This is a genomic window from Bacillus cereus (assembly GCF_002561295.1).
Classification (GTDB): domain Bacteria; phylum Bacillota; class Bacilli; order Bacillales; family Bacillaceae_G; genus Bacillus_A; species Bacillus_A cereus_S.
This window is the reverse complement of sequence record NZ_NTUG01000010.1, coordinates 196,376-216,463: the sequence shown is the minus strand read 5'-3', so window position 1 is coordinate 216,463 and position 20,088 is coordinate 196,376. Positions and strand designations below refer to the sequence as shown.

Sequence of the window (20,088 nt, the reverse complement as noted above, 5' to 3'; positions counted from 1 at the left end):
CAATTGGGGTGCAGTTCACTGCTTGTTCTTTTTTGTTTTTAGGAAGGATAAAATTTTGGATATTAAGGTCTATTCTTTTCATATTACATTTAGGAAAAAACAGAACTTGAGTCGGAAGAAAAGTAAAACTTGATATTTTTATCTATGAATGAAAAATGCTATGATTTTATTATGAAGTAGAAAAGAGGTAAGAATACAACAATGAAAAGATTATGTATTATTCCATGTGGAAAAAAGAAAATTTGGGATAAGCATCCTAATAAAGGACCGACTGAGGCGAAAGATGTATACATTAGTCCATTCGGTAAAGCATGTCAGGCATATGCGTCTCGATTTTTTACACATCGGGTTATTTTATCTGCAAAACATGGTTTTTTACGACCGGATGATATCGTACAAGAAAACTATGATCTTGCTTTTGATTCAAAAAGCGATGAAATTATTCATATAGACGAATTAAAAAAGCAGATGGTGGATAAAGGATTACTAAAATTTGATGAAATTGTTTTACTTGCAGGAAAGAAACATAGGAAAGTCGTGACAAAGTTATATCCAGAAGAGACGATTTCCTATCCGTTGGAAGGTTGCACGGGGATTGGGTATATGCTGCAGAGGTTGAAAGTAGCAGTTGAAATGGATAAAGAGATCCAAAATATAGACTTATAAGAAAAACAGATAAGGAGATTGCTATATGCTCTACAAAAATGAGATTGATGCATTATTATGTATGCTTGAGCGATTAGAAACAAACAAAGTGGAAATTTTAGATATTACGGACGAAATGCAACCTGTGTACATATTTTTAAGAGAGCAATTTGAAGAAGGGCAACTCGGGTACCGTGTAGGGGGCATAGACAATGAATCTCTTATAGGAAACGCAGAAGGAGATTGGAAAGATAGTTGGTTTGTTATTGGATACGAAGAATTAATGGGAGATCCTTTTTTTGTGGATGTAAAAGATGAAAAATTCCCAGTGTATACAGCCGAGCATGGGACTGGCGCATGGGAGCCACTCTTACATAGCGATTCACTAGAAGAATTTTTAGCAGAATTATCGTATCAAGATGAAGATTAATAATTCGTTCATGAAAAGAAGGGGGCTGCAGAAATCCCCCTTTCATTTATAAGTTATTACTTGCTGCATAAGGCTTCGTATTTCTTTAACAGGTGGTTTTTTATCGTATACATCAATATACGAAGAATAATAATTTAAATTTCGAACAAGACCTTTTCCTATTTTTGCACTTAGGAAAGGGAATATTTGTCCAGTGTAGTCATCAAGAGATTTACAGTAGTATTTCTCATCTAAATAAATACTGTATTTACATGTTAGTTCTACTAGTGGATTACCTTCAGAATCATATACATCTTTAGATTCAATAATATCTATGAGTGCAAATCTATCATTAAGATAAACTTTTTTCTTCTTTTCAGGCTTATTAGAAAGAATAAAAGCGAGACCTAGTGCGTTAATCAATACATTTCCTCCTATAAATATAAACAAAGATATTACTAAAATATATCGAGATATGCTAAATGTAAAGGGCTGAGCTGGATTTAGAGAAGATTAAACTATCCCACCTTCACTTCGTTTAGAGGAAGGGGGCTTCTCGGTTAAAATGATAAAATAAAGTAAAGCCCTGCAAGGGAAGTTGCAGGGCTTTGTAAGGGTATTGTCGAGAATGTCGAACTCGACAAAGTAATCGTAACATGAATTTCTTGGAAAGAAACCTGGTAAATGTGTCCAAATGAATAGAGGTCTAGCTCGGATTATAATAAGAAATCTTTTGACCGAAGTCAAAGAGACCTACTTCCCGCAGTAGGCCCCTTTGGCTAGATAATGTTGATGAGCAATAACCCATCTGGAGTACTTTTATCGTAACAAACGAAATGTATTTTGTGTATTGAGAAAAAAATGAAATTGCAACCGATGTTAGCTGTATTTGCAGCGTGTTTCTTTGTTTTGAGGTTTTGTATAATTTGCATGCTAATTATACAATGAAAAATGACCTGCAAGTAAAAAGCAAGTCGTAAGAAGGGGGTTAATCCAACAGATTAATTAAATGTTATCGATTGTGATGAATGAAGTCCATCGGTCACGTATTGAGAAAAAAGATATTAACGCTTTGTTTCTTTAAAAAAGATGCGAAAAAGTTTTTTGTAGGAAAATAAAGGTCGGTATTTATAAAGAGATTCATATTGCCAGTCAGCATAATCAGGAACTTTGAGTTGTTTAGTTGAAGCACGAAAATCGATTAAATTATTGTTGCGTTTCATAAATAACCCTCCCTAAATTGAATGTGTACATAAGGATAGAAATAAAGTGAAACTTCCACTATCGATAATTAGGATCAATATGTTATTTTTATGCTCCATATTTAGCTGAGATTCTTTTTCTTTTCGTCATCGAATTGAAATTTCCTTTTACCCCGCATTAACTGTCCATAAAATCCTGATCCGTGAGGTGTGATAATCAGTGGTACAATGATTATCAAGTGATGATATAATACTAGTAGATGAAAGACTAAGAAAAGCAGGTGAATCTTTTTTGTTTACAAAAGCACAAGAACTTTTAGCGTCCTATTTTGGTTATTCATCATTCCGCAGAGGGCAAGATGAGACAATTAAAAATGTATTGGATGGAAAAGATACCGTTTGTATTATGCCAACAGGCGGTGGTAAATCAATTTGTTATCAAATTCCGGCATTAGTGTTTGAGGGGACAACATTAGTTATATCGCCACTTATTTCACTTATGAAGGACCAAGTAGATACGTTAGTACAAAACGGAATCTCAGCTACATATATTAATAGTTCGATTTCAATAACAGAAGCCAATCAACGAATCCAATTAGCGAAACAAGGTCATTACAAGTTACTTTACGTTGCGCCAGAGCGTCTTGATTCCATGGAATTTGTGGATCAATTAATGGATATGAAAATACCGATGATTGCCATTGATGAAGCGCACTGTATTTCGCAGTGGGGGCATGATTTCCGCCCAAGTTATTTACATATACACCGCATACTAGATTATCTCCCAGAAAAACCACTGGTACTTGCATTGACAGCGACCGCAACGCCTCAAGTGCGTGAAGATATTTGCCGTGCTCTTGAAATTAATCAAGAGAATACAATTATGACAACCTTCGAACGGGAAAATTTATCGTTTTCGGTAATTAAAGGGCAGGACCGAAATGCCTATTTAGCAGATTATATTCGTCAAAATAAAAAGGAATCTGGAATTATTTATGCAGCGACAAGGAAAGTTGTTGATCAACTGTATGAAGATTTATATAAATCAGGTGTTTCAGTTGCGCGTTATCATGCGGGAATGAATGATCATGATCGCAATGAACAGCAAGAGCGATTTTTACGTGATGAAGTAAGTGTGATGGTCGCTACATCAGCATTTGGTATGGGGATTGACAAATCAAATATACGTTATGTGATTCATTATCAGCTTCCGAAAAATATGGAAAGCTATTATCAAGAAGCAGGACGTGCTGGTCGTGATGGATTAGATAGTGAATGTATTTTGCTGTATTCGTCTCAAGATGTGCAAGTGCAGCGCTTTTTAATTGATCAATCTACCGGGGAATCACGTTTCTCAAATGAACTGGAAAAACTACAACATATGACAGATTATTGTCATACGGAACAATGTTTACAATCATTTATTTTAGAGTATTTTGGAGAAGAACCGAAAGAAGATTGTGGACGTTGCGGGAATTGCATTGATGAACGTGAAAGTGTTGATGTGACGAGAGAATCACAAATGGTATTATCGTGTATGATTCGAACAAACCAGCGATTTGGAAAGCAAATGATTGCACAAGTGTTAACGGGGTCAAAAAATAAAAAAGTAATTGAATTTAATTTTCATACGTTACCAACATACGGACTTTTGTCAAATCGTAGCGTAAAAGAAGTAAGTGAGTTTATTGAGTTTTTAATTTCAGAAGAGTTAATTGCGGTGGAGCACGGGACATATCCAACATTGAAAGTAACAGCGAAAGGAAAAGAAGTGTTGCTTGGAAATGAGAATGTGTTACGGAAAGAAAGAGTAGAAACGAGACAAATCGTACAAGATCATCCGTTATTTGAAGTGCTTCGTGACGTTCGAAAAGAAATTGCACAAGGAGAAGGCGTACCACCGTTTGTTATTTTCTCTGATCAAACGTTAAAAGATATGTGCGCAAAAATGCCGCAAAATGATGCAGAATTACTGCAAGTAAAAGGGATTGGAGAACATAAACTTGTGAAATATGGTTCTCAATTTTTACAAGCGGTCATTCATTTTATTGAACAAAACCCAGATTACGCGGATACGATTAAAACAGAGGTTGTTACTGAACGTAAGAAATCTGGAAAAGCATCGGCAAATTCCCATTTAGAAACGTATGAAATGTATAAACAAGGAACTGAATTAAGTATGATTGCAAAAGAGCGAAATTTATCAAGTCAAACTGTCGAAAACCACTTAATTCGCTGCTATGAAGAAGGTATGGAAGTGGACTGGCCAAGTTTCGTTCCAGCAGAATACGAACCTCTTATTGAATCAGCAGTACAACATGCAGAAGGTGGATTGAAGTCGATTAAAGAACAGCTTCCGAATGAAGTAAGTTACTTTATGATTCGTGCTTATTTACAAATAAGAAAATAGAGTAGTACTAAGGGGATAGGAAAATGCACTATGTTTTTGTTTATGGCACATTAAGAAAACAACAGGAAAATGCGCATTATTTACATGGGGCAACAAGTATAACTGAAGAAGCATGGACTTATGGAAAACTCTTTGATACAAATGAAGGTTATCCGGCGATGATTTTTGCAAGTGATACTAAGGTGTATGGAGAAGTATATGAAGTAAATGATGAAGTTTTACAAAAGCTAGACGAATTGGAAGAGTATACAGGTAATCCAGAGCAAGATCTATATGATCGTATTACGCAAACGATTTATTTTAATGATGAAACTATACATGCATATGTGTATATTGCACAAAATGAAGGGATGCTGCTCACACCTATCATTTCTGGTAATTGGGTAGCGTACCGAAATAAAGCGAAATAGCGCTTTAAACATTTGAGCGTTTCTTAATAATATAAATAAAAAACCCGAATAGTGGATTCTTTGAAATGAGTCCACTATTCGGGTTTTGTTTACGCCCATATTTTTGATACTACTCTTTAATCATGGTGTCAGAAGGTAATTTTATCCCGCATTAACGGGCAGTAAGACCCCCCGTCCCAAGATTCAAAGAGAAACGATGTCTAGCTCTAGCGGCTAAAATCTCCAGCCGTTTCGCTCCCTCGGACGNNGGGGGATGAAGAAAACCCCCACTGATTAAAGTTTCACTTTATAATTTTTAATGGTCTCATCATGTCATGGTCTTCATGCTCTAAACGATGACAATGCCATACATAGTCTCCAGAATACGGTTCAAACTTCATTATAATTCGAACGATTTGTTCGCCCTCTACTAGAACGGTATCTTTTAAACCGAAATCAGCAGGGAGAGGAGGTAACAATTTTCCATTCAGATCGTGGCGATCAAGGACACGAAAATTAACAAGATGTATATGAATAGGATGAATTCCAGCGGTCAAATTCACTAACTCCCATATTTCGATAGAATCAAGTAATGGTGTTTCTGTCACTGGATCATCCCATTCTTTATTATCTAGTAAAAGCATAGGGCGCCCAAATTCATCTTCTGAGTCACTTAGTGTTAACCGTCTTACTTTTCTTACATTCACTTGTTTTACTGGAAAAAAGTCAATGTTGCTTAAGAGACATGGGATTTTGCTTTTATCAGGACAAGATAAAGGCTTAGTTACTTGGAACTCCATTACCTCGCCAGTTGGATTTTCTAAATCACTTTCATTTTGTAATACTACTTTTTTTCCCTCTAAACTTGAGAAATCGACAATGATATCAACACGTTCAGAAGGTGAAACATCCAAACTTTGTACTTGAATTGGCCGTTTAAGAAGACCGCCATCCGTTCCGATTAAAAAGAATGAACTAAGGTCACTGAATTGGAACTTATATGTTCGCGTATTAGAAGCGTTTAATAAACGAAATCTGTATTTGCGGGGCTCTACTTTTAAAAATGGCCATACTTTCCCGTTAACTGTAATTGTGTTCCCTAAGAATAGAGGAACAATAGAAGGAAATGGTAAATTAGGGGATGGGTTATCTGGTTGAGCAGGGTAAAAGAGAGAACCATCTGGATTAAAGGATTTATCTTGAACGATAAGCGGTATTTCATATTTATCTTTAGGAAGCGGAAGTGACCGTTCTTCCTTATCACGAATCAAGTAAAGGCCTGCAAGACCTGCATACACATTCAGACGGGTAATTCCAAGTGCATGGTCATGATACCAAAGAGCGGTTGCTCGTTCTAGATTCGTATAATGATAAATCTCTTTCACGAATCTAGGACCTGTTTGTTGAAAGTTTCTTGTAAACCATGCTTCAGGATGACCATCACTATCTGGTTCACTGGGGTTCCCATGTAGATGTACAACAGTTCGTACTTCTGGGGTATCATGGGCTCCGTGAACGGTTTTATCGACAGGTAAAAAATGTTTTTTAGGTAAATCATTTGTCCATCTCACATATACAGGATGATTTTTTTGAACATCAAAGGTTGGACCAGGTACTAATCCGTTATAACCCCATACCTTCGTTTTAGGTAAATCTCTATGAAACTTGTGTAATGTTTCAATCATACGTACATCATAAAGCGGCTTTCCTTGACATGTTCCTTTCGGTTTGATTATGGAGGGGATCGGAAGAGAATCAACAAATTTTTCTAACTCCAAATATTTTCATCTCCTTTCTTTTAATAGAGTACAGTATATTTTATTAAACAAATATTTTTTTGTTTGTATACTTATCTAACAAACTTCTTGATGTATACCTTATTCATCTGGAGTTAACATAATCTAAATTTATACGCAGTAAACAAAGAGACTAATTCTATATTCATTGAGGATTAAACCTTTTCTTATGCACTGGAAATTGTAGAAAGTTCATAATTGAACTATTGACTTTATAAATAGATTTTTTATACAATTATATTTCGACTGAAAAATTAGAACGGACAGGAGGGAATCATCATAATGAGCAACATATTCCAAGAAGAATTACAGCGAATGAAAGAAACTTTGTCTACGATGGATAAGCACCTAGATAAATTGGAAAAAACCCCGGTTTATTATGGAAGCGATTTTAAAGAGCAAATTCTTGAAAGTATGAGGGAATCAAATAGACAAAACCTACGTATTGGTGTGCAAGAGCCATACTTTGGGCGGTTAGATTTTCAGGAAGATGGAAAAGACGAGCCAATGCCAATTTACATTGGTAAAGTAGGTGTGTCGGATGAAGAAACAACGAAACCAATTGTTATTGACTGGCGTGCACCTGTTGCGAGTATGTTTTATTCATTTACTGGTGGGGAGGAAATGGCGTTTTATCATTCACCAGATGGGCTAGTGGAAGGCGATGTGTATTTAAAAAGAAATATTGCTATTCGAAAAAGAGAGCTAGAACGTGTTGTGGATACATATGTAAAAGGAAGTGAAGATGTATCACTTGCAGATGATTTTCTCCTATATCGCTTAGGTGAAAATAAAGATAATAAATTAAAAGATATCGTTTCGACGATACAATCGGAGCAAAATGATATTATTCGTGCAGAGAAAAACATGCCACTATTGATTCAAGGGGTTGCAGGGAGCGGGAAAACAACAATCGCTTTACATCGCCTTGCTTTTTTAATTTATGAATATCGTGAGCAACTCGAGGCGGAGAGAATGATTGTATTTGCTCCAAACAGTTTGTTTTTAGATTATATTTCTAGTGTACTTCCTGAACTTGGTGTCGGAAATATTAAGCAAACCACATTTCAAGATTGGGCACTGCGTACGTTAGATGATGCGGTGAAATTGAAAGATGCGGAAGAAAAGTTAACAGCAGCTTTTTCAATAAATCGTGATGACAGCAAGGTTATGCTTGGTAAATTAAAAGGAACGCTGAAGTTTAAGTCATTTATTGAAGAAAGTATTAATCAATTTGAAAAGAATTTAATACCAGTAGAAGATTTTGAAGCGTGGGATCAAGCTGTTATTACAGTAGAAGAAATTCGAAAATGGATACAAGTTGAATATAAGCACTATCCATTAGCGAAGCGTAGAGAGCGATTAGTTGGCCGGATAAAGCGCTGGATTGAGATCGAACTCAAGAAGTTTGAAGGAACGAACAAGAAAAAGGAATTAAAAAAAGAAGCTACAAAAAGATTAAGTGCATATATGAAATTTTGGCCTAAAATGACCCCGTTATCATTGTACAGTTCGCTCATGAAGCAACAAGCAATATTAGAAGTGTTGCCTAAAGAACTTGTACAAGAAACAGAGAAAAATTGCCGTAAAAAAGAAATATACGCAGAAGATTTAGCACCGCTTATTTATATTCATCATCAATTAGCAGGAATTGAAATAGGACAAAAATTTCACCACGTTGTAATAGATGAAGCGCAGGATTTTTCACCATTACAAATCTATATTCTAAAAGAAATTACAATGGGTAATTCTTTTACCATTTTAGGAGATTTATCACAAGCGATATACGATTATCAAGGGATTGAAGACTGGAATGACTTTAAAGAAGTATTTCAAGAAACGGGCTATTATGAATTGACGAGAAGCTATCGTTCTACAAAAGAGATTATTGAATTTGCAAATGAAGTCATTAAAAATGCTGAAGTTCCAGTAGGTTTGGCGACCCCAGTTTTTCGAAGTGGCGAGAAAGTCAAAGTCATTTCTACAGATGATCAATTTACGGAAATTATAAAAACACTAGAAGATATGCAAAATGAGAATGTAAAGACAATTGCTGTAATAGGTAGAACAGATGATGAGTGCCGTAACATATATGAAAAATTAACGGCTGCAGGAATCACTGTTAATGTGATTGAAGCAAATCAAAGTAAATATGAAGGTGGCATTTCAGTTGTACCTGTATATTTGGCAAAAGGTTTAGAATTCGATGCTGTATTACTTATAGATGTAGATGCTATGCATTATAAAGGAACAAAGCATGATGCAAAACTATTATATGTTGGATGTACGAGATCACTTCATGACTTACGCATTTTCTATTCTGGAGAAGCATCACCGTTAATTCAAGGAATATCAAAAGAGTTTTATGAAAGTAAATAATTAGATGTTGCAAGAGGATTTCCAACTATGAATCAGGAAAATTCTCTTGTTTTTTATTTTATTCAAAAATTTTAAAAAAAGATGTGAATTCTATTTTATATCGTAGTAGTCTTGTAATGAACAAGTTAATTATTCTTTAAAGGGGGCAAACAAATCATGGATATTAGAATTGAAACGGTTCCAGCATATCAGATTGCTTATATAAGGCAGATTGGTCCTTATGGGGTGGAAAATGTACTGGCGATGGAAAAATTAAAAGAATGGGCAACATGTAATCATTTATTTCAGGATGATTCTATCATTATTGGAATTGCTCAGGATCATCCTGAAACGACTAAACCGGAAAACTGTCGTTATGATGCGTGCATAGTTGTTTCAAACGACTATACAGTAAATGATTCCTATGTAAGGAAAGGAAATATTGTTGGAGGGAAATACGCTGTTTTTCAAATTAGTCATACGGCAGAAGCAGTTCAGAAAGCATGGATAGATATTTTTCCAGCGCTAGTAAGACAAGGATATCAATTTGATGATGAGAGACCAATCATCGAAAGGTATGTAGTTGAAATGGTTCATAATCACCAATGTGAAATTTGTGTACCTATAGTATGAAAAGATTAATTTTGTATGGAAGTTTTGAGAAGCCTTTATAAGGAGTATGCTAGAGAAGAAATGAAATGTATGTAAAGGTACAATGGAGGCGTTACATATGAAAATTACTAAGCAATGCACGCAAAATGAACGGGAGTATATTAAAAATAAAGTGATTCAATATAATATGTCCATTTTACCAGATGAAGTAAAGCAACCGATGGAACATGTAGAATTCCTATTAAGAGATGATGAGGAAAAAATACTTGGTGGCATTACAGGAACGATGTATTTTCATCACCTTCATATAGATTTCTTATGGGTAGATCAGTCAGTACGTCACGGGGGATATGGCAGTCAATTGTTACATAAAATCGAAGGAATTGCGAAAGAGAAAGGGTGTAGACTAATACTACTAGACTCATTTAGTTTTCAAGCACCTGAATTTTATAAGAAGCACGGCTACAGGGAGTTTGGGGTAGTGGACGATCATCCGAAAGGCTATAGTCAGCACTTTTTAGAGAAATGTTTATGAATTTTTTATAATTATATTATATAAATTAACTGTTGGAGAAGTTAATTTGATTAAGAACAATAGGAGCCAGAATATGAAAGAGAACGAATTATATGTTTATCATATCGTTACTAGGAAAAAAATGAGTATTGGTCAGATTATTAACTTTGACAAGAACCAAAATAATACTTTATATCACTTCTTTTTTGAGAGCGAACAATTGAATTCTAAAGGTGAAGATTTTTTTCAGATTTTACAAGGTCATGATGCAAATGAAGGTTTAACCATGAATAAAGAAAATACTGAAGTAGCTATGAAGTATGTAGATCAAACAATCCGAGCTATTAGAGAAGTGATAGTTGAAATGGTTAGATTACAAGAATATCCTAATTATCCTTCAAGGTTGTCTTGCTTATATGCAGCAAAAAGCTATGAAGATGTTTTGAAATGGAAAGAGTTATTTGATTCTTACAATCGAAATGTATTACAGATTGTTAAACTTCGAGTGGTTGGAAGTTCCTTTGAAGGTTACGGAAACCTTTTACCAAAAGAAGATGGTGCACCGTTCTCTTTAAAAATTGAACAAGCGAAAGAATATTGGAAAGGTAATGTGAACAACGAGCTTCCTGAGCTTTTGATTAACGGAAAAATTGAAGTGGTAGAAATTATTGATGAGTTCATGGCTTAAATTCTAGGGAACTTATATATCAGCTTACCTAGACAAATGATAATACTTTCATGTTATTTGCTAACAGAGAAAAAATAAAATGATAGATTTTAGGGGAGAGGTAATCGATGTCTTACCCATTCGATTGCATTACTGATTTTATTTTCGTCGAAACTGAAATTTCTCCAGCTGATGTTATTCTAGTCCCTGGTGCTAATCATCCTCCACTTATGGAAAAAGCTGCTTCTTTGTATGAACAGGGCTTAGCACCATACATAGTTCCATCTGGTGGATACAAACACCACGTTGGAACTACTGAATGGGATTTTTTAAGAAAGATTGGCGTTGAACATGGAGTGCCTGAAACAGCAATTTTAAGAGAAGATAAAGCACAACACACATTGGAAAATGCACGCTTATCGTTGGAAGTTTTACATAAAACAGGCGTATATCCTAACAAAGTGATAATTGTATGTAAAGCAGGACATTCTCGCCGGGCATTATTATGTTATCAAGCCGAATTTCCTAAAGAAACGGAATTCTTTGTCGCACCAGTAGTGGACCGGTATGGAATAACAAAGGAAAACTGGTTTTCAACTGAGATTGGAATCAGTCGCATCATGACTGAAGTTGAGAAAATTGGTAAATATTTTAGTCCTTATATTCAAACTTGGTTGAAATAAAACGTAAATAAATAAGAGAGTGAAAGGAAGAGAAATATGATGTCAAAACTATTACATGAATTATCTAAACCGAATAGTGAGGTTTTACGTCTTGAAGTATTAGAGCACTTAAAAGTTACTTCAGGGAAAGTTGTTGCTTGCGATCCTCTTATTTTTCATCATACTCCTTTTGAGCATACAATTCAGCCCGGTACATATTCAGTTGTTGCTTGGTGGAATGACGGCTTAATTGTGGGCGCTGAATTGAAGTTAACGGAATCGAAAGTGACTGAGTGGAAGATGGCAACAAAACCAGAGCAGAATGTAGATGAGCTAGAGGAAGGATATATTTTTGGTTACCCGGTCGATACAGGTCTAGGATGTTTTGCAGATGTGGAAGCCATTGATAAATTAGAAGAAATAGAGGATAGGCTACAAGAAGAACTAGGAGACGAATTTATTAGTTTGTATGATGATTTAATTGATGACATTCTAACAGAACATGATGATAACTGGGGAAACTGTGTAGTTAGTGAAGAAACAGGAAGTAATGTGATTATGTTCCGTTCCGGTTATGGTGATGGTTTTTATCCTTCTTATTGGGGATTGAATGAGAAGGGAGAAATCGTTTCACTTGTTACTGATTTTCAAGTATTATAGGAATCTATATGATATATAAGAAAATGACCTCTAAAAAGTATTCATTTTGGGGGTTATTTCTATGTTCAGCTCTAGTAATTGGGAATATGTTTGAATGAATTGAAAAATCAATCCCCTATTGCTATGATTACTAGGAATATCCATTTTTAGGATAGAGATCAATATGGATAGCTGAGCTAGGGAGAGAAGGGAAAATATGTACAAAGTAAAAAATAATCGCATTACAGATTATACATTGCAGCAATGGGATGAAAAGTTTGTTCCAAATACTGATTATTTTTATTTCAGAGAAATTCCTCCGTATTTACCCGTTCAAAAAAGAGAAAAAGTTCCATTAATGTTAGATGAACGAACAGCATTTTTAAGCTGGAATGTAGTACTAGAAGCAAGATATATAGCAGTTATTTCAAATAAGGAATTTAAAACGTTAGACGATAAAGTTAGAAATGCAATATTGCTGGAGCAAGTTTATGTAAATAGAGGGTTCATTTTTACATTGACTGAATTAGAGCAATTACATGGTGAGAGTTTACGACATTTACTTGCCCCTTACAAATTAAATCAACATGAAAATATTATCTTGCAAAGGTTTATATGGGATAAACTTCCTAAATCACTGCGGATAAAGGTATTAATTCGTATTGCGGAAGAATTTACGAATCACGAATCATTATTGGTAGAATATCAATCGTTTCATAAAGAGTATCCGTATATTTCTCGATATTTTAATACTTTTGTAGGAGTAAACGGTCCTAATTGCTTAGGAGCTGTAGCAGCAAGTATTCAGCAAGCACCATTAGCTGCGGAACATTTTTTGAATAAGTGGGTACTTCCAGAAGAGTTTTATAAGGAGCTAAAGAAAAACAACTATAAAAGAAAGTGCACAGTTGATATACATAGAAGTAATATTCTTGTGTGGGAAATGAATGGTCAAGCTGTTCATGCATGTTACATGTTAAGTGATGAGATCGCATTTAATAAAAATGGACAAACGATGTTCAATTCATATCAATGTCAAAAACGAGATGATGTATTAGAAACATGGAACCATGTTTTAACTAGCGGAGGAGAGCTTCATATTTATGAAAAATGTATGTAATAGGGTTAGGAGTTATAGACGAAATAGACTGCTGTATGCGGTATTAACGATGACAGTAATTATCTTAGGATTAGGGTCAAGAAAATTCGCGTATGTTTTACCAGATTTATTAAATTCCTATTTAGGAGATGCACTTTGGGCACTCATGGTTTTCATTGGATTTGGATTCCTTTTTCATAAAATGGAGACAAAAAAAGTTGCTTTACTGAGCCTACTATTTTGTTATGGAATTGAAATGAGTCAATTATATCATGCGGAATGGATTGATAGTATACGGGCAACGACTTTAGGTGGGCTTGTGTTAGGATATGGCTTTTTATGGAGTGATGTATTGGCGTATACAATTGGAGTGGGGATTGGTATGCTTTGTGAATTAACATTTCGAAAAATATAAAAGGCTTTGGATTTCATAAAGGGGAGCTTACTTTATTATTTACTAATATTTTTAATAGAAATGTATCGGTATACACACTCACTTTGAAAGATTTGTCTCATATATTATATAGAGATAAATTTTTATCCCGTAAAAGTTCGATTGGTGAGAGCTGAGAATCAGTGGGGCTGAAGAAAAACCCCACTGATTAAAGTTTCACTTTATTTAAAGGATGTGAGAGTGTGAAAAGTTCAGATGAAGAGATTCACGATTTGAATGAAGAAATGGATGATTTAAAAGTAACAGTAAAAGAGCTGACAAAAGATATTCGAATTTTAGAAACACGCGTTATTATAAATGAGAAGGATATAGCTACAATTAATAAACAATTAGAAAGAATTAATATGAATACAACTTGGATTTTGCGGATTATTGTAGGTGCAGTCTTAACAGGAGTATTAGGTTTGATTATTAAAGGAACGTTATGAGGGCAATTATATTTTTAAAGAAAGGAGGGACAATGGTCTCTCTTATTTATTTTTCAAGAGAGAGAACGAACTTATCAATACAAAAAAGAAAAGCTGACGTTACATATGCAATGAAAGTCAGCCTTTTAATCATAATTCCTTTATTCCTTTTTCAGTGGCAAGAATCGCTTTATCTACCATATTAATAAATAGACCTGTTTCTATTACTCCTGTTAGCATTTTTAGCTGTTGATGAGTGTCGATTGGATTCTTTATTCGGTTTTGGAAAACACAATCTAAGATCATATTGCCATTGTCTGTTATAAATGCTTGATTGTTTTGGATACGTAAAATTGTCTGGCAACCTAATGATTGAATTCGTTTTGCGGTTTGCTCCCAAGCGAACGGTACGATTTCAATTGGAAGAGGAAAGGTACCTAAATCTTTTACAAGTTTTGATTCATCTGCGATTATAATGAGTTTTTTGGATGAAGTAGCGACTATTTTTTCACGTAGAAGAGCACCGCCACCTCCTTTAATTACGTGTAAATCGGGATTGATTTCGTCTGCACCATCAATCGTGAGATCAAGGTAATCAACGTCACTTAAAGAAATTAAAGGGATAGAAAGTTGCTCTGCTAATTTCTCAGTTTCTATTGAAGTTGCTACAGCTTGAATCGTTAAACCCTCGCTGATTAGCTGCCCTAATTTTTGTATCGTCCAATATACAGTGGAACCCGTTCCAAGGCCGATTTTCATCCCATCTTTTATAAAATCAGCAGCATATTCACCAACTTTGCGTTTTAAATTTGTCATCGTTTTTCCTCTTCATTCCGCTGGTCGTGGTCCCGCATCTAATCCGGAATTTTCAACTGTTAATATTGGACGAACAGTGAGGTCTGTATGTACATGCATTTGACATGACAATCGTAAATGATCTTCAATTCCTTTTTCAGTAATCGCATTTTTTTCAACATGTGTTGGTTCGCAAAAATCTCCATCTACAATTTCAACGCGGCAAGTAGTGCACCGTGCTTTCCCGCCGCAGCGATGAAGAATATGAATACCATTATCTTCAAGCGCTAGTACTAATTTTATTCCTGTCTTTACATCAAATGTTCCACTACCTAGAACAGTTAATTTTGGCATATTACAGCCTCCTCGTGTAAAATTCTACATAACATATTTATGACCGCACAATTACAAACATAAACATTAAATTTTTTTATTTGCCCCGTAACTTTTTCATTGGTTCAATCGTTAATTAAGTAAGCGCTGAAAAGGAGTGGTTATTTTGTGCACAAAAGTAACTCAAATGTTAAGAAATCATATCGATATGAATCATTCAAATATAAACTTTTTAATTGAAAATTATGCAGAGTTAAAAAGGTACTGTACGTTTTTAACAAAAAGCAAATGGGATGGTGAAGACCTTGCCCAAGAAACAGTTTGTAAAGTACTTCAAAAATATATAGGTGCAGAACATAAAGAGGTTTGTATTACACTTTTATATAAGATTGCTCGAAATCAATGGCTCGATCAAATGAAAGCAAAATCAGCTAAGAAGAAACTAGAGCAGGATATGGCGTTTGAAGAACCACATGAAAACATTACTGATTTGCATGAGATGGTGGAGAAAGTGTTGTCTTTATTAAATGTACAGCAATCCGTTATCTTCTTATTAAAAGATGTGTTTCAATACAGCCTATCTGATATTGCAGAAATATGTTCAATCTCAGAAGGCGCAGTGAAGGCTTCGTTGTTTCGTAGTAGAAATAGATTGAAAACGGTAAGCGAAGAAGAGGAGATTGAATTAGTCGGGCAGAATGACGATGTTGAAGTAATTGTAACAGCTATTCGTGAACAAAGACCACAATTGTTAACAAAACTTCTTCCAACAATTGACTTTACACAACTATCATCTAAACAGCCTACGCTATTATTCAATACAAAAAAATCTTCTTCTTACGGTTATATGCTATGTGCGGCTTAAAAAGTAGATGGAGGGATTTTTTATGAATGCAATTCCTTATGTTGTAGAGCAAACAAAATTAGGAGAACGCTCCTATGATATATATTCAAGGTTGTTAAAAGATCGTATTGTCATGATTGGATCAGAAATTAATGATCAAGTAGCAAGTAGTATCGTGGCGCAGTTATTATTTTTAGAAGCGGAAGATGCGGAAAAAGATATTTTTCTTTATATCAATAGCCCAGGTGGATCAACAACAGCCGGGTTTGCCATCTTAGATACGATGAACCTCATTAAGCCAGACGTCCAAACACTTTGCATGGGATTCGCGGCTTCATTTGGAGCACTATTATTACTCGCTGGAGCAAAAGGAAAAAGATTTGCTCTTCCAAATAGTGAAATCATGATTCATCAGCCACTTGGCGGAGTGAAAGGGCAAGCAACAGAGATTGAAATAACCGCAAAACGAATATTAAAGTTAAAACACGATATTAACAAAATCATATCAGATCGAACAGGTCAGCCGATTGAAAAAGTAGCGGAGGATACGGAAAGAGATTACTTTATGACGGCTGAAGAAGCAAAGGCTTATGGTATTGTTGATGCTGTTATTGAAAAGAAATAATGTAAAACAAGCCAGTGAACATTATGTTCTCTGGCTTGTTTTTGTGATAAGTACATTAACCTTTTATCCACTGATCTACTAAAGCTTGGTTCTTTTCAATCCATTTTCGTGCAGCTTCTTCAGGATCCTTCGTTTTATTTAACATCACCATTAAAGTACCAAGCTGTTCATCATTCATTTTCCATCTATCAAAATATTTCACAATCTCTGGATAATCTTTTTCAAACCCTTTTCGTACAGAGTAATAAATGTCGTCTTTTTCACCATATACTTTCTTAGGGTCTTTTAAATATTTTAAATCAAATTCTGAAAATCCCCAGTGTGGATTCCAAAGCGTTACAGCGATTGGTTTCTTTTGCGTATAAGCCTTTTTTAATTCACTCATCATTGCTGCTTCTGAAGATTGGACAAGTTTTAACTTTATATTATATTCTTTCATTGCTTTATCGGTTAAGTTCATAAGGCTACTACCAGGCTCAATACCAACAATCTTATTATCAAATTCATTTTGATGAGCATTTAAATCCTCGATACTGTTAATATCTTTCATATAAGAAGGAACGACTAATCCAAGCCCAGTTCCTTCGTACCATTTTGATTTTAAGACAATGTCGTTTTTATATCGGTTGTTTAATGGTTTATCGGTAACTGGAAGCCATACTTCTAAATTTGCATCTACATCTCCGCGTGCAACACCGGTCCAAATCGCTGCTTTTTCTAAATACATGAGTTCGACTTTATAACCTTGTTCTTCCAACAAGACTTTCCACATATTTGCGGTCGCAATGTTCTCTTTCCAACTTGTTACACCAAGTTTAATTTTACCTTTTGTATTGGCATTAGTTGCGTTACAAGAGGTCATAATCATACTGATAAATAGCAAAATGCTTATAAGCCATATTTTTCGTTTCATTGAATCCTCCCGTTTCATAAATAGAAATGTGTATTTCATGTTAGCTTGTGTTGTTAGTAGGAATAAATCTATAAGTGAACCTTCTTATTATGAACGGAAACAAGAATTTTAAAAAAAGCCTCTTTATGTAATATTTCTGTTTAAAATCGTTACACTATGTGAATAGATAGGCAGAAAAGGAGTAGTTGCATGGAAAATACAAAAGTACGTGTTGAAAACGTAACAAAAGTATTTGGGAAAAACCCGCAAAGAGCAATCGCCTTATTAAAAGAAGGAAAAAGTAAATCAGAAATATTAAAAGAAACAGGAATGAACGTTGGGGTGAAAAAAGCAACGTTTGAAGTATATACAGGAGAAATTTTTGTCATTATGGGGTTGTCTGGGAGCGGGAAATCAACCCTTGTTCGAATGCTCAATCAGCTTATAAAGCCAACAGCAGGCCACATATACATTGATGGGGAAGATATCGCAACAATGGGGAAAGAGGCACTTAGGAAAGTGAGAAGAACAAAGATGAGTATGGTCTTCCAAAAATTTGCGTTATTTCCTCATCGTACCGTTATACAAAACGTTGCCTACGGTTTAGAGATACAAGGAGTACCGGTAGAAGAAAGAGAAGCGAAAGCTTTGGAGTCACTCAAATTAGTCGGATTGGATCATCATAAAGATAGCTTTCCGGGACAATTGAGTGGTGGTATGCAGCAGCGTGTTGGAATTGCAAGAGCCCTTACAAATGATCCAGATGTTCTTCTCATGGACGAGTCATTTAGCGCATTAGATCCACTTATCCGTAAAGAAATGCAAGATGAACTGTTAGAGTTGCAAGATAAGATGGAAAAAACGATTATTTTCATTACACATGATTTAGATGAAGCGCTTCGAATTGGGGATCGTATCGCATTAATGAAAGACGGAGAAATTGTGCAAATTGGTACGCCAGAAGAAATTATGATAAGTCCAGCCAATGAATTCGTAGAGAAATTCGTTGCGGATGTGAACTTAGGGAAAGTGATTACAGCTGAATCGATTTTAAAAAGACCAGAAACATTATTGATTGATCGTGGCCCTCGAGTAGCTCTGCAAATTATGAGAAATGCGGGTGTATCTACTGTATATGTTGTAAATAAAAAACACGAGTTTTTAGGGATATTAACAGCGGATGACGCGAGTAAAGCTGTTCAAAAGCAATGGCCGATTGCTGATTTGTTAATAAAAGATCTTTCCCATGTTTATTTAGATACATTATTGGAAGAAACATATACAAAAATGGCAGAGATGAAGTTTCCATTACCTGTCATTGATGAAAAGAAAAGGTTAAGAGGCATTATAAAGCGAGAAAGTGTCATTCAAGCCCTTGCAGGGAATATTGAGGAAGAGGTGAATGACGATGAATAACATTCCGCGTATTCCTTTAGGTGAATGGGTTGATGCATTTGTTGCAAGTTTATATGCGAATTTTGAAGGGCTATTTAGAGGTTTTTCATATGTTATTGGCGGTTTTGTTGATTTACTTACAAATTTCTTAACATTCATTCCAGCATTTTTAATGATTATAATCGTATGTTTTCTCGTTTGGTACACAACAAGGAAAATATCTTTAGTGGTATTTGCGTTAATCGGCTTTTTATTTATTCTAAATATTAATTATTGGGGACAAACGATGCAAACAGTAGCGCTTGTTCTTACATCAGTCATTATTTCCATCATTGTTGGGATTCCAATCGGCATTTTAGCATCCCAAAATGAGCGATTTTCAAAAATATTGAGGCCAACATTAGATTTTATGCAAACAATGCCAGCTTTTGTATACTTAATTCCAGCGATTACATTCTTTGGAGTAGGTGTTGTTCCTGGTATTATCGCATCGGTTATTTTTGCGATGCCACCGACGATTCGTTTTACGGACTTAGGGATAAGACAAGTGCCGGAAGATTTAATTGAGGCTGCAAATGCATTTGGTTCAACTACATCGCAAAAGTTATTTAAAGTGCAGTTACCGCTTGCAACGGGAACGATAATGGCCGGTGTAAATCAAAGCATCATGCTGTCCTTATCTATGGTTGTTACAGCTTCACTTGTAGGAGCACCAGGTCTTGGAGTAGATGTATATCGTTCTGTAACGCAAGTAAATATTGGAATGGGATTTGAAGCTGGACTAGCTATTGTCGTTATTGCGATTGTATTAGATCGGATTACGCAAGGGTTTCATAGGAAAAGAAAAGGATAAAGTGAAACTTTAATCAGTGGGGGGCTTTATCCCCCACTGATTATCAGCCCGCACCAATCGGGCCTTTACGGGCAGTTTATCTCCCACC

The 20,088-nt window shown here is 35.2% G+C and carries 23 protein-coding genes; 17 read left to right on the top strand and 6 right to left on the bottom strand.

Going from position 1 to position 20,088, the window contains the following annotated elements; translation table 11 throughout:
- Positions 1-201: 201 nt before the first annotated feature.
- Positions 202-666 (top strand): DUF6884 domain-containing protein, encoded by a 465-nt coding sequence (locus tag CN373_RS09470; protein WP_098359163.1) that lies wholly within the window; start codon positions 202-204, stop codon positions 664-666.
- Between the two features lie 25 nt (positions 667-691).
- Positions 692-1,075, top strand: coding sequence for a hypothetical protein (locus CN373_RS09465; RefSeq protein ID WP_000966041.1), 384 nt, complete (start codon positions 692-694; stop codon positions 1,073-1,075).
- Between the two features lie 42 nt (positions 1,076-1,117).
- On the opposite strand, the gene CN373_RS09460 is transcribed toward CN373_RS09465, so the two are convergent.
- Together CN373_RS09460 and CN373_RS25540 are read right to left on the bottom strand one after the other, a co-directional pair.
- A complete protein-coding gene (locus tag CN373_RS09460) occupies positions 1,118-1,477 on the bottom strand; it encodes a hypothetical protein (protein WP_000606251.1) in 360 nt (119 codons plus the stop codon).
- 641 nt (positions 1,478-2,118) lie between these two features.
- Positions 2,119-2,277 carry a hypothetical protein gene (locus CN373_RS25540; protein WP_165770730.1) on the bottom strand — a complete coding sequence of 53 codons (159 nt, stop codon included), beginning with the start codon at positions 2,275-2,277 and terminating at the stop codon, positions 2,119-2,121.
- A gap of 271 nt (positions 2,278-2,548) precedes the next feature.
- Here CN373_RS25540 and recQ point away from each other — a divergent pair, with 271 nt between their 5' ends.
- Positions 2,549-4,666 (top strand): DNA helicase RecQ, encoded by a 2,118-nt coding sequence (recQ, locus tag CN373_RS09455; protein WP_000494297.1) that lies wholly within the window; start codon positions 2,549-2,551, stop codon positions 4,664-4,666.
- A 23-nt stretch (positions 4,667-4,689) separates the two neighbouring features.
- Positions 4,690-5,076: a gamma-glutamylcyclotransferase family protein gene (locus CN373_RS09450; RefSeq protein ID WP_000559542.1), complete on the top strand. Its 387-nt coding sequence runs from the start codon at positions 4,690-4,692 to the stop codon at positions 5,074-5,076.
- Positions 5,077-5,357: 281 nt separating this feature from the next.
- Here CN373_RS09450 and CN373_RS09445 read toward each other — a convergent pair whose 3' ends face one another.
- Positions 5,358-6,833 (bottom strand): multicopper oxidase family protein, encoded by a 1,476-nt coding sequence (locus tag CN373_RS09445; RefSeq protein WP_098359162.1) that lies wholly within the window; start codon positions 6,831-6,833, stop codon positions 5,358-5,360.
- Positions 6,834-7,133: 300 nt separating this feature from the next.
- Here CN373_RS09445 and CN373_RS09440 point away from each other — a divergent pair, with 300 nt between their 5' ends.
- The 9 genes from CN373_RS09440 to CN373_RS09400 all read left to right on the top strand — a co-directional run bounded on the left by CN373_RS09440 (position 7,134) and on the right by CN373_RS09400 (position 14,284).
- On the top strand, positions 7,134-9,230 hold the full coding sequence (locus CN373_RS09440; RefSeq protein ID WP_000065197.1) for a HelD family protein: 2,097 nt from the start codon (positions 7,134-7,136) through the stop codon (positions 9,228-9,230).
- A 156-nt stretch (positions 9,231-9,386) separates the two neighbouring features.
- Positions 9,387-9,842 (top strand): AraC family transcriptional regulator, encoded by a 456-nt coding sequence (locus tag CN373_RS09435; RefSeq protein WP_000354602.1) that lies wholly within the window; start codon positions 9,387-9,389, stop codon positions 9,840-9,842.
- A gap of 97 nt (positions 9,843-9,939) precedes the next feature.
- The gene (locus tag CN373_RS09430; RefSeq protein ID WP_000705122.1) at positions 9,940-10,356 is read left to right on the top strand and encodes a GNAT family N-acetyltransferase; all 417 of its coding nucleotides are present in this window, start codon (positions 9,940-9,942) and stop codon (positions 10,354-10,356) included.
- A gap of 73 nt (positions 10,357-10,429) precedes the next feature.
- On the top strand, positions 10,430-11,023 hold the full coding sequence (locus CN373_RS09425; protein ID WP_000661978.1) for a DUF2441 domain-containing protein: 594 nt from the start codon (positions 10,430-10,432) through the stop codon (positions 11,021-11,023).
- Between the two features lie 107 nt (positions 11,024-11,130).
- Positions 11,131-11,685, top strand: coding sequence for a YdcF family protein (locus CN373_RS09420; RefSeq protein ID WP_000121297.1), 555 nt, complete (start codon positions 11,131-11,133; stop codon positions 11,683-11,685).
- 39 nt (positions 11,686-11,724) lie between these two features.
- Complete coding sequence (locus CN373_RS09415; protein WP_098359161.1) at positions 11,725-12,324, top strand: DUF4241 domain-containing protein; 600 nt, start codon at positions 11,725-11,727, stop codon at positions 12,322-12,324.
- A gap of 196 nt (positions 12,325-12,520) precedes the next feature.
- Positions 12,521-13,423, top strand: a complete 903-nt coding sequence (locus tag CN373_RS09410; protein WP_000278818.1) for a hypothetical protein — start codon at positions 12,521-12,523, stop codon at positions 13,421-13,423.
- Complete coding sequence (locus tag CN373_RS09405) at positions 13,407-13,817, top strand: DUF2809 domain-containing protein (RefSeq protein ID WP_000799853.1); 411 nt, start codon at positions 13,407-13,409, stop codon at positions 13,815-13,817. The genes CN373_RS09410 and CN373_RS09405 overlap by 17 nt, the downstream gene beginning before the upstream one ends.
- Before the next feature lie 263 nt (positions 13,818-14,080).
- Entirely contained in the window at positions 14,081-14,284 is a 204-nt protein-coding gene (locus CN373_RS09400; protein WP_425290451.1) for a hemolysin XhlA family protein, read from the top strand.
- 129 nt (positions 14,285-14,413) lie between these two features.
- On the opposite strand, the gene rpiA is transcribed toward CN373_RS09400, so the two are convergent.
- Both rpiA and CN373_RS09390 read right to left on the bottom strand, forming a co-directional pair.
- A complete protein-coding gene (gene rpiA / locus CN373_RS09395) occupies positions 14,414-15,079 on the bottom strand; it encodes a ribose-5-phosphate isomerase RpiA (RefSeq protein WP_000183179.1) in 666 nt (221 codons plus the stop codon).
- A gap of 12 nt (positions 15,080-15,091) precedes the next feature.
- Positions 15,092-15,412 carry a 2Fe-2S iron-sulfur cluster-binding protein gene (locus tag CN373_RS09390; RefSeq protein ID WP_001125406.1) on the bottom strand — a complete coding sequence of 107 codons (321 nt, stop codon included), beginning with the start codon at positions 15,410-15,412 and terminating at the stop codon, positions 15,092-15,094.
- Between the two features lie 145 nt (positions 15,413-15,557).
- Here CN373_RS09390 and CN373_RS09385 point away from each other — a divergent pair, with 145 nt between their 5' ends.
- Entirely contained in the window at positions 15,558-16,256 is a 699-nt protein-coding gene (locus tag CN373_RS09385; protein ID WP_098359160.1) for an RNA polymerase subunit sigma-70, read from the top strand.
- A gap of 22 nt (positions 16,257-16,278) precedes the next feature.
- Positions 16,279-16,860, top strand: coding sequence for an ATP-dependent Clp endopeptidase proteolytic subunit ClpP (gene clpP, locus CN373_RS09380; RefSeq protein WP_000991630.1), 582 nt, complete (start codon positions 16,279-16,281; stop codon positions 16,858-16,860).
- 55 nt (positions 16,861-16,915) lie between these two features.
- Here clpP and CN373_RS09375 read toward each other — a convergent pair whose 3' ends face one another.
- The gene (locus tag CN373_RS09375; RefSeq protein ID WP_000823393.1) at positions 16,916-17,773 is read right to left on the bottom strand and encodes a glycine betaine ABC transporter substrate-binding protein; all 858 of its coding nucleotides are present in this window, start codon (positions 17,771-17,773) and stop codon (positions 16,916-16,918) included.
- A gap of 189 nt (positions 17,774-17,962) precedes the next feature.
- Between CN373_RS09375 and CN373_RS09370 the strand changes: the two genes are divergently transcribed.
- Together CN373_RS09370 and CN373_RS09365 are read left to right on the top strand one after the other, a co-directional pair.
- Positions 17,963-19,168, top strand: a complete 1,206-nt coding sequence (locus tag CN373_RS09370; RefSeq protein ID WP_000432152.1) for a quaternary amine ABC transporter ATP-binding protein — start codon at positions 17,963-17,965, stop codon at positions 19,166-19,168.
- Positions 19,161-20,000, top strand: coding sequence for an ABC transporter permease (locus CN373_RS09365; protein ID WP_001059832.1), 840 nt, complete (start codon positions 19,161-19,163; stop codon positions 19,998-20,000). Before CN373_RS09370 ends, CN373_RS09365 begins: the two co-directional genes overlap by 8 nt.
- Positions 20,001-20,088: the final 88 nt, after the last annotated feature.

What these genes read in the sequence shown, in the direction of transcription:
- CN373_RS09470 (WP_098359163.1), top strand. Translation starts at nt 202, where the DNA reads ATGAAAAGATTATGTATTATTCCATGTGGAAAAAAGAAAATTTGGGAT.
- CN373_RS09465 (WP_000966041.1), top strand. Translation starts at nt 692, where the DNA reads ATGCTCTACAAAAATGAGATTGATGCATTATTATGTATGCTTGAGCGA.
- CN373_RS25540 (WP_165770730.1), bottom strand. Translation starts at nt 2,277, where the DNA reads ATGAAACGCAACAATAATTTAATCGATTTTCGTGCTTCAACTAAACAA.
- CN373_RS09450 (WP_000559542.1), top strand. Translation starts at nt 4,690, where the DNA reads ATGCACTATGTTTTTGTTTATGGCACATTAAGAAAACAACAGGAAAAT.
- CN373_RS09440 (WP_000065197.1), top strand. Translation starts at nt 7,134, where the DNA reads ATGAGCAACATATTCCAAGAAGAATTACAGCGAATGAAAGAAACTTTG.
- CN373_RS09435 (WP_000354602.1), top strand. Translation starts at nt 9,387, where the DNA reads ATGGATATTAGAATTGAAACGGTTCCAGCATATCAGATTGCTTATATA.
- CN373_RS09430 (WP_000705122.1), top strand. Translation starts at nt 9,940, where the DNA reads ATGAAAATTACTAAGCAATGCACGCAAAATGAACGGGAGTATATTAAA.
- CN373_RS09425 (WP_000661978.1), top strand. Translation starts at nt 10,430, where the DNA reads ATGAAAGAGAACGAATTATATGTTTATCATATCGTTACTAGGAAAAAA.
- CN373_RS09420 (WP_000121297.1), top strand. Translation starts at nt 11,131, where the DNA reads ATGTCTTACCCATTCGATTGCATTACTGATTTTATTTTCGTCGAAACT.
- CN373_RS09415 (WP_098359161.1), top strand. Translation starts at nt 11,725, where the DNA reads ATGTCAAAACTATTACATGAATTATCTAAACCGAATAGTGAGGTTTTA.
- CN373_RS09410 (WP_000278818.1), top strand. Translation starts at nt 12,521, where the DNA reads ATGTACAAAGTAAAAAATAATCGCATTACAGATTATACATTGCAGCAA.
- CN373_RS09405 (WP_000799853.1), top strand. Translation starts at nt 13,407, where the DNA reads ATGAAAAATGTATGTAATAGGGTTAGGAGTTATAGACGAAATAGACTG.
- CN373_RS09400 (WP_425290451.1), top strand. Translation starts at nt 14,081, where the DNA reads ATGGATGATTTAAAAGTAACAGTAAAAGAGCTGACAAAAGATATTCGA.
- rpiA (WP_000183179.1), bottom strand. Translation starts at nt 15,079, where the DNA reads ATGACAAATTTAAAACGCAAAGTTGGTGAATATGCTGCTGATTTTATA.
- CN373_RS09390 (WP_001125406.1), bottom strand. Translation starts at nt 15,412, where the DNA reads ATGCCAAAATTAACTGTTCTAGGTAGTGGAACATTTGATGTAAAGACA.
- clpP (WP_000991630.1), top strand. Translation starts at nt 16,279, where the DNA reads ATGAATGCAATTCCTTATGTTGTAGAGCAAACAAAATTAGGAGAACGC.
- CN373_RS09375 (WP_000823393.1), bottom strand. Translation starts at nt 17,773, where the DNA reads ATGAAACGAAAAATATGGCTTATAAGCATTTTGCTATTTATCAGTATG.
- CN373_RS09370 (WP_000432152.1), top strand. Translation starts at nt 17,963, where the DNA reads ATGGAAAATACAAAAGTACGTGTTGAAAACGTAACAAAAGTATTTGGG.
- CN373_RS09365 (WP_001059832.1), top strand. Translation starts at nt 19,161, where the DNA reads ATGAATAACATTCCGCGTATTCCTTTAGGTGAATGGGTTGATGCATTT.